Source organism: Bradyrhizobium sp., from assembly GCF_016462955.1.
In the GTDB taxonomy this organism is placed as follows: Bacteria; Pseudomonadota; Alphaproteobacteria; order Rhizobiales; family Xanthobacteraceae; genus Bradyrhizobium.
Map to the genome: position 1 here is coordinate 1 of NZ_JAEMSD010000316.1, position 8,287 is coordinate 8,287.

The 8,287-nt window shown below is 65.0% G+C and carries 10 protein-coding genes; 4 read left to right on the forward strand and 6 right to left on the reverse strand.

The features are described from left to right. A partial coding sequence (locus JHD07_RS26295; protein ID WP_291627366.1) for a FumA C-terminus/TtdB family hydratase beta subunit occupies nucleotides 1-1,275 on the forward strand: 1,275 nt, incomplete at its 5' end. A 110-nt stretch (nucleotides 1,276-1,385) separates the two neighbouring features. Here JHD07_RS26295 and JHD07_RS26300 read toward each other — a convergent pair. From JHD07_RS26300 to JHD07_RS26320, 5 genes are all read right to left on the reverse strand, one after another. After that, nucleotides 1,386-2,300: an SH3 domain-containing protein gene (locus tag JHD07_RS26300; protein ID WP_291627368.1), complete on the reverse strand. Its 915-nt coding sequence runs from the start codon at nucleotides 2,298-2,300 to the stop codon at nucleotides 1,386-1,388. A gap of 17 nt (nucleotides 2,301-2,317) precedes the next feature. Then, complete coding sequence (locus JHD07_RS26305) at nucleotides 2,318-2,614, reverse strand: hypothetical protein (protein WP_291627370.1); 297 nt, start codon at nucleotides 2,612-2,614, stop codon at nucleotides 2,318-2,320. A gap of 106 nt (nucleotides 2,615-2,720) precedes the next feature. After that, the gene (locus JHD07_RS26310) at nucleotides 2,721-3,275 is read right to left on the reverse strand and encodes a septation protein IspZ (protein WP_291627371.1); all 555 of its coding nucleotides are present in this window, start codon (nucleotides 3,273-3,275) and stop codon (nucleotides 2,721-2,723) included. A 223-nt stretch (nucleotides 3,276-3,498) separates the two neighbouring features. Then, nucleotides 3,499-3,765, reverse strand: a complete 267-nt coding sequence (locus JHD07_RS26315; protein ID WP_291627373.1) for a hypothetical protein — start codon at nucleotides 3,763-3,765, stop codon at nucleotides 3,499-3,501. A gap of 37 nt (nucleotides 3,766-3,802) precedes the next feature. Then, nucleotides 3,803-5,200: a carotenoid oxygenase family protein gene (locus JHD07_RS26320; RefSeq protein WP_291627375.1), complete on the reverse strand. Its 1,398-nt coding sequence runs from the start codon at nucleotides 5,198-5,200 to the stop codon at nucleotides 3,803-3,805. 105 nt (nucleotides 5,201-5,305) lie between these two features. Here JHD07_RS26320 and JHD07_RS26325 point away from each other — a divergent pair, with 105 nt between their 5' ends. Then, on the forward strand, nucleotides 5,306-6,034 hold the full coding sequence (locus JHD07_RS26325) for a TetR/AcrR family transcriptional regulator (protein ID WP_291627377.1): 729 nt from the start codon (nucleotides 5,306-5,308) through the stop codon (nucleotides 6,032-6,034). A gap of 48 nt (nucleotides 6,035-6,082) precedes the next feature. Beyond that, on the forward strand, nucleotides 6,083-6,697 hold the full coding sequence (locus JHD07_RS26330) for a DUF6321 domain-containing protein (protein WP_291627379.1): 615 nt from the start codon (nucleotides 6,083-6,085) through the stop codon (nucleotides 6,695-6,697). Here the strand turns inward: JHD07_RS26330 and JHD07_RS26335 are convergent. Beyond that, nucleotides 6,694-7,299, reverse strand: a complete 606-nt coding sequence (locus tag JHD07_RS26335) for a hypothetical protein (RefSeq protein WP_291627381.1) — start codon at nucleotides 7,297-7,299, stop codon at nucleotides 6,694-6,696. The genes JHD07_RS26330 and JHD07_RS26335 overlap by 4 nt on opposite strands. 160 nt (nucleotides 7,300-7,459) lie before the next feature. Between JHD07_RS26335 and JHD07_RS26340 the strand changes: the two genes are divergently transcribed. Continuing rightward, nucleotides 7,460-8,032 (forward strand): SET domain-containing protein, encoded by a 573-nt coding sequence (locus JHD07_RS26340; RefSeq protein ID WP_291627383.1) that lies wholly within the window; start codon nucleotides 7,460-7,462, stop codon nucleotides 8,030-8,032. The last annotated feature ends 255 nt before the right edge of the window (nucleotides 8,033-8,287 follow it).

The window sequence follows — 8,287 nt, forward strand, 5'->3', positions numbered from 1 at the left end:
AAGGGCTGCAACGTCATCACCGACGGCGACGATGAGGCCGCGCTGTCCGAAGGCGCGCGCGACGCCTACCTGCGCCGCAATCTGCGCTACTCCCAAGTCGCGCCGCTCTCGATGTACGAAGAGAAGAACACCGCCAACAACATGCCTGCGCAGTGCGAGATCTACGCCGAGGGTGATGACGCCTACAAGTTCATGTTCATGGCGAAGGGCGGCGGCTCGGCCAACAAGAGTTTTCTGTTCCAAGCCACGCCCTCGGTGCTGACCAAGGACCGGTTGCTCGCGTTTCTCAAGGAGAAGATCCTGACGCTGGGCACCGCGGCTTGCCCGCCCTATCACCTCGCCATCGTGATCGGCGGCACCTCGGCCGAGCTCTGCATGAAGACGGTGAAGCTCGCCTCCGCCCGCTATCTCGATGCGCTGCCGACTCACGGCTCGCCCGACGGCAACGCGTTTCGCGATGTCGAGATGGAGAAGGAGATTCACAAGATGACGCAAAGCCTCGGCGTCGGCGCGCAGTTCGGCGGCAAGTATTTTTGCCACGACGTGCGCGTGATCCGCATGCCGCGCCACGGTGCTTCGCTGCCGATCGGGCTCGGCGTGTCCTGCTCGGCCGACCGCCAGGTGCTTGGCAAGATCACCAAAGACGGCGTCTATCTCGAGGAGCTCGAGCACAACCCCGCGCAATACCTGCCGCAGGTCGAACAGTCGCTCGGCGGCGAAGTCGTCAAGATCGACCTCAACCAGCCGATGAAGGACATCCTGGCGACGTTCTCGCAATATCCGATCAAGACGCGGGTCTCGATGACCGGCACCATGATCGTCGCGCGCGACAGCGCCCATGCCAAGCTGCGCGAGCGGCTGGAGAAGGGCGAGCCGCTGCCGGACTATTTCAAGAACCATCCGGTCTATTACGCAGGCCCCGCCAAGACGCCCGAGGGCTATGCCTCCGGCGCGTTCGGTCCGACCACGGCCGGCCGCATGGATTCCTTCGTCGACCAGTTCCAGGCCGCCGGCGGCTCGATGGTGATGGTGGCGAAGGGCAACCGCGCCCCGGCCGTGCGCGAGGCCTGCAAGAAGTACGGCGGCTTCTATCTCGGCTCGATCGGCGGTGCCGCGGCGAACCTCGCCGAGCACTGCATCAAGAAGGTTGAGGTGCTCGAATATCCCGAGCTCGGCATGGAAGCGATCTGGCGCATCGAGGTCGTCGACTTCCCCGCCTTCATCATCATCGACGACAAGGGCAACGACTTCTTCAAGGAGTTGAATCTCGGCTGAGGCCGTCGTGGCCGGGCTTGACCCGGCCATCCATCGCTCCGTCAGAAGATGGATACGCGGGTCAAGCCCGCGTATGACGATTTGAGCTCGCGGCGAGGTCCCGATGCCCGTCAGCTGCAATTCGTGACCTGGTTCGAGCACAGCGCGCGCCACCAGCCGCGGACGCCGTCGTGGCTCTCGACCAGCCCCCAATATCCGCTGCAGGCAAGAAGCCGCTTCGGGCCGCCGTCGGTGTCGAGCGCTCCGCCGAGCTCGCGCTGGGCCGGCATCCATTTGGCGTCGACGAAGGGCGCCTGGAACAGGCCGCCCGCGCGCGTGCCGCCATTGGCATAGGCCGCGCCGACCTTGTTGGACGCGACCCAGCCGCGTCCTGCATAGGGTTTTGGCGCATTACGCGGATATCGCTTCTCGTCCTCGTAGTCCTTGCCCGGCGGTCTCGCGCCTTCGATCAGGAACCAACCATCCTTGAAGCCGATGATGCGGAATTCGGTGAGCCAGCCGCCCTCGGGCGTGTTCTCGGCGCCGCCGAGCTTGAGCCGATAGGGGGGCGGCAACGTGCCGAGCACGCGCGCCTTGACCGACGGCTCGGCGCGCACGTTGAGGCCGTTCGGGTCCTTGTCGATGGACCAGGCGCCGAGACTGCAGGGCTCGGTGCCATCAGGCAGCGACGGGCGTTTTCCGGCGAGCTCGGTGTGCAGCTTGGCGAAGTCGCTGTCACCGTCATCGGGATCGTTGCGCGGCTTGATCTCGGCCGACACCGCGCGCGTCGCGTCCGGCGTCAGCGTGACGACGAGGGCCTGACGCGCAGCGTACACGCTCGCCGGAGTCTTCGGATCGTTCGATGGCGCGGGATAAATGGCGAGATAGCCGGTCGAGCCATCGGTGCGGTAGGCGAGGCCGGCGACATAGCCTGCCGGCACCAAGGCGAGCGCGCTTGCGCGCCACGCCGGTTCGGTGTCATCCGCACGCGCCGCCTGTGTCGCGACGGACAGGATCGCCGCCGCGATCAGGAGGAGCGCGCGCATCGGTGCCGCGCGCGGCCTTACGCGCGGGCGCCCGTGAACGGGAAGCTGCCCATCGGGCCGATGCCCATCTCGCCGCTGATGCTGTCGCCCGAGACCATGCCGGTGAATTCGAGCGTGAGCGGCATCGGCTTGTCGATCGAGACCTTCCAGGAGACGTTGTCGCCGGAGACGGTGCCGTCGAAGATCTCTGCGGTATTGCCTTCCGCGCCCTGCGTGCCCGTGAGCGTGCTCCCTGCGGCCTTCAGGCTCAGCGTCGCCTGGCGCTCACCCATCGGGGTCGTCATCGTCAGATTCCAGTTGCCGTCTACGGCCATTCCCGTCTCCCGAGCAGATTTCCGGCGGCCCGCGACGATCCGCGGCCGTCCCTAGCCGAGCCTATAGCGCAACTCGCATGTCCTGCCTAACCCTCCGGTAGGGCATTTAGGCGCGGGCAGCGGCACGTCGGCGGTTGGTCACGATCAGCCGCAGAACGAAGTACTGCACGGCGAAGGCCAGGATCTTGGCGCCGCCTGCGACCACCATCAGATAGAACGCCCACAGCTTCAGATCGCCGGTGGAGGCGACCACGAGCATGCCGGCGCCGATCACGAACATCAGCGCCGCCCAGGCATAGCCCGCAACGGTGACATATTCCGGAACGGTCTCGGCGATGACGGGCGGCATGTAGCGCAGCATCCAGCCGCGCTTGAGCATGATCGCACCGATCGCGAAATGCGCGATCGAGGGTTTCGCCAGCATGAAGCGCGGATCGTTGGTCAGCAGCGTGATACCGCCGAGCACGATGACCAGGGCGAGGCTCGCATAGGTCATGTAATGGAGCGGCTGTCCCTTGAGGCGCGCATAGATCACCTGCGCGACCGCACCGACAATCGCCACCGCCGTTGCGAGGATCACGTTGTCTGTGACGAGATAGACGGCCAGGAAGATGATAACGGAGAGGAGGTCGGAGGCGAGGCGGGCGAATACGTCCTTCATCGTCATTCCTGGTTAGCGGTCGTGGGCAAGGCGCAGATCGGCGCACCGTACTTGATCTGGCGATGCCCGGCATATCACTTTGTGAAGACAACCGCGCTGGTGCGAGAGGCGCAGGCGTTCCCAAAAGCGGCCGAACGCTGGGTTCAGACCCTGCAGCAGGGGATTTGGGCCACAACAAGCAGAGCAGGGGTGGTCAAGACAGGGAGCCCGGGTCAACCTTCTCTTACAAGGTCAAGACGACGAAAGCGACCTCCAGGAAACGAAGAACTGCAACGGTTTGGTCCAATGCCATCTCGACCATTTCGTCCCAGGGCAGGAGTGGCATCGCGGCGGCGATCAACAGACCAAGACTGAGCAAGATACCGCCGTCGAAGACGGTATGGCGGCTCCGCCGCAGCCGGATCATCTGAAATGCGCCCGCAGCCCCGGACAGGGCGACGAGCGCGAGGCAGCCCACGGTGGCCGGGGAGGTGATCGGGGACATGAACATGGGAATTCTCTCTGCATTCGCGATGTCGTGCCGCCGGCTATGCCGCCCCGACCCAATTGCCGTGGAATCCGTCGGGCACGCGGTGCCCGAGCTGCACCAATGCGGTGGGCCCGTTCTCGATGTCGGTGGCATTGAACACCGCGAGGTCGCTGCGATTCTCCCGTGCGCGCCAGACCACCGCGAGCAGCCAGCCCTCGCCCTCGGCCGCATCCTTGGAGCGCTCGACGAACACGGGTTCGGAGATGGTGTCGCCGGCCGGCAGCAGGTATTGGCCGAGCCGTCTGCCGTTGCCGTCGACATGGACGATGCCGGCAAGCGCGCCGAACATCGGCAGCCTCGGATTGGCGCAGGCGTACCATCCATGACGGCTCTTCAGGCCGGCGCGACGATCATCGATGCGCGGAAATTCGCCGGTGAGATCGTCGAGATAAGTCTGCTGGAAGCGGTCGGTGTTGCCCGAGAGATCGAACGTCCAGCGGCAGAGGCGGGCGCGCGACTTTTCCGGATCGGTCGGCCGGCCATCGGGATGCGGAAACAACGGCGCCTCTTCGAACTGCATGACGTCCGCGACGATACGGTGATCGTCCTCCCATGCATTCATGATGTGGAAGACGTAGCAGGCCTCAGCACGGAACCAGACGATGTCCTTTGCGGTCCCGCTGCGCTTCATCACGCCGACATAGGCGCCCTTGTCCGGCTCCCAGGCATAGGGCGGCCGTCCGCTCATCGCGCGTTGCATGCTGCCGGTGATCGGCAGGATCGGAAACAGCACATGGTTTTCGGTGACGATGAAATCGTGCACCATGCTGGCATAGGGCGCCTCGAAGCGCTCGAAGCGCGTCGCCTTGCCTGATGCGTCGATGGATCCGTAGGAGAGGGCGGGCGTCAGCGGGCCCGCCGCGTTGTAGCCGAAGAACACCAATTCGCCGGTGACGGGGTCGATCTTCGGATGTGCGGTGAAACTGCCGGCGATGCGGCCCTGGTAATTGTGATAGCCGCGCGTCGCCAGCGTGCCCGGCTCGATCTCGGTCGGCAGGTGCGCTTCTTCCAGCGCGAGCAGCTTGCCGGCGTGGAAGATGATGTTGGTATTGGCGACGCCGCCGTCGGTGAGGTCTTGCGGCGCATCCGGCAGCTTGCGGCCGAAGCCGCCGAACAGCGCGCGGCCGGCGTCGTGTTCGGCAAGCCATTTCGGCGTACGGACCCAGCGGTTGCGGTAGCTGGCGCGGCCGTTCTCGAGATGAAAGGCGTGCAGCATGCCGTCGCCGACGAACCAGTGCGCGCCGGGAGACTCGAATTGCGGATTAGGTCCGTTGCGATAGAGCGTGCCGTTCAGCTCGCGCGGTAATTCGCCGATGATCTTGAGGGAAGGCGCATCGGCCTCGAAAGGAATCGGGCCGAGATTGTTGCGGCGTTCGGTGATGGCCTCGTGCTGCACGGTATAGCCTCCCCATCTTTACATCGTAAAGATCTGATAGCGCCGATTGTCGCTTTGGTCAAGCAAAATCTTTACACTGTCAATATTGCGTCATATAGCTTGTAAATGGCCAAGACCCACACCAAGAGCGAAACCTCGCGAGGCTCACGCCCCCGAAGCACGACGCCGGCTGCTGCACCGCGACCGCCGCGCCGCACGAGAAGTGCGAAGACGGAGACGCCCTATCATCACGGCGCCCTGCGCGAGGCGCTGCTCCAGGCCGCCGAACGCGTGCTGGAGCGAGACGGGCTCGCCGGCCTGACCTTGCGGGCGGTTGCGCGCGAGGCGGGCGTCTCGCATGCCGCGCCCACCCATCATTTCGGCGATCTCACGGGGCTGCTCAGCGAACTCGCCGCCGTCGGATTCCGCCAGTTCAACGCCGCGATGACATCGGCCTGCGATGCGGCCGCGACGCCGCTCGAGAAGGCATTGGCACGGCCGAAGGCCTATGTCGCCTATGCGCAGGCGCATCCCGGCATGTACGGCATCATGTTCCGCACCGAGCGCCTGGACCATTCCCGGCCGTCGCTGCACGAGGCGGCCGAAGCCTCTTTCGCCGGACTTGCGAATGCGATCGGAGTGATACGGCAGGAGCAGATCAGCGAGGATGCGCTGACCATGAACCAGGGCGCCGTGATTGCGCGCGCCTGGGCCATGGTGCACGGCTTCACCATGCTGCTGCTCGACGGTCGGCTCGAAGACATCCTCGCGCGGCTGCCCGAGGGCACGACGGCGGAGCAGCTGCTCGAGGCGATGCTGACGGTACCGGTCGCGGCGAAGCCGCCCGCTATCTGATCGCCGCGACGACAGGCAACCCTTGCCGTGGTCAGGCGTTGACGCCGCATGGCAAGAACACCGCGCGCTCCCTGGAAACGTTCAAATCCCCGCAAGCGGGCAGGCAAGACCTCCAAGCATCTGAGCCCTGCGCAGAAATCGGCGGCGAAGGCCCGCGCCCGCCGCGCCGGCCGCCGCTATCCCAACCTCGTGGACAACATGCGCATGGCCTCGAAAAAGACCTCCAAGAAAGCCCCGAAGTCGAAAGCGTCAAAGAAAAAATCTGCGAAGAAGACCCGCAAGCGCACTGCAAAGAAGACGGCGAAGTCGACACGCAAGCGCAGCGCGTCCGCGCGCGAAAAGGATCCGCGCGGCGGCCTGACCGCGGCGGGCCGCAAGGCGTTTGCGCGCAAGCAGGGTGCTCATTTGCGCCCGGGCGTCACCAAGAGAGAGTCGGAGATGACCCCGCAGGAGATGCGGCGGAAGGGCAGCTGGGCCGTGCGCTTCTACGGCCGCGCGAAGCTGCCGCCGCTGGTCGATGCGAAAGGGCAGCCGACCCGCCACGCGCTCTCGGCCCATGCTTGGGGCGAGCCTGTTCCAAAGACGGTGGCGGCTGCGCGGCGTATTGCGGCGAAGGGCGAGCGGCTCCTGGCACGCTATCGGCGCGCCAAGACGAGAGGCTAGCGCATCGTCGCCAGCTCGACCGCGCGGCCGGGTGTGCCGATGATCTTCACCTCGTCTTTGCCGCAAACGAAGCCGCGGGCGAAATCGTCGGCGGCCTTGCGCGCGAGCTCATTGGCGGTGGGGTTGGCGATCGCGTCGACATAGGCGACGTGACAGACCGGGCCGGGCGGCAGCCGGGTCACCACGAGCATGGCCTTGGTGTTCGGCCGCCCCTGCCTGTCGGGATCGGAATTGTCGGCGATATGCCAGCGCTGGATCATCGCAAACGGCCTTGTACCGGCAATGCGCCATTCGATGGTGGTTTGCGATGAATTGAACGGCGCGAACCAGACATTGGCGGCCGGTTCCTCGGCCGCCTGCTTGCGATTGCGGCCGACGGAGACGACTTCGCGCAGATCATCCTCGGCGATCAGCACCACGAGCCCACCCTTGCCTGGGCAGACCCGCGTGGTGCTGCCGTCGAGGTCGCTGGGCTTGCCGATTTGGCGGCAATCCTTCGGCGCCGTCGAGCTGTAGCTGCTGCCCACGGATTGGGCGTTGGCGCTGTTCAGGCCGAGGCAGGTCATCAAGACGGCCAAGCCTGTTGCAGTGATCCGGTTCATGTGAGGCTTCAATGGTGTGGGAACTCCGTCCCCATCAGACGTCTTGATTGTGGGCAAGGTTCAAACGGCGGCTGGATAGTCCTGACAGCGGCGCGGAATCGTTCTAGAAGAGCGGCTTCGCCTCAAGCTCATCCAGCTCGTCGTCCTCAACCTCTCGATCATGCCAGCCATCTCAAACAAACCCTATCGCGTCGGCCGCTCCAAGACCGGGCTTGGCCTCTTCGCCACCAAGCCGATCAAGAAGGGGACCCGGATCATCCGCTATTTCGGGCCGATCCTGGATTCCAAGATCCCCGAGCAGGACGAGATCGAGAACAAATATCTGTTCGAGCTCAACGGGCGCTGGACCATCGACGGTTCGGTGCGCAAGAACCTCGCCCGCTACATCAACCATTCCTGCCGGCCGAACGCCGAATCCGACGTCCGCCCGCGCGAGCGCAAAGTCTACATCCGCGCCATCAGGAACATCGAGCCGGGTGACGAGATCAATTACGATTACGGCACCGACTATTTCAAAGCTTACTTGAAGCCGATCGGCTGCAAGTGCGATTCCTGCGAGAAGAAGCGCAAGAAGCAGCGCGCCGAAGCGCGGGCGGAAGCCGCCAAGGTCAAGGCGCGCGCCGAGCGCAAGGCGCAGAAGGCGGGCGCCAAGAGTTCGAAGACCAAGGCCGCCAAAAAGAAGAAACTCAACGGCCACGCCGTCGGCAAACCTAACGGTCGCGCGCGGGCCTAGCCGCGGAATTCAAGAAGCAGTCATTCCGGGGCGATGCGCAGCATCGAACTCAGGAGCGCTCTTGCGCGCCTGAGAATCTCGAGATTCCGGGTCTGGTGCTCACGCACCAGCCCGGAATGACTGGGATCGACCTGTCACGCCGCCGCCACGGCGCGCCCGCTCTTCTTAAGGCCCACGTATTGCAGCTCGGCGAACACGCCGGTGGCGATCGCCTGCGCGACGACCATGAGCATGCCGGCGAGGTTCGGAGACACC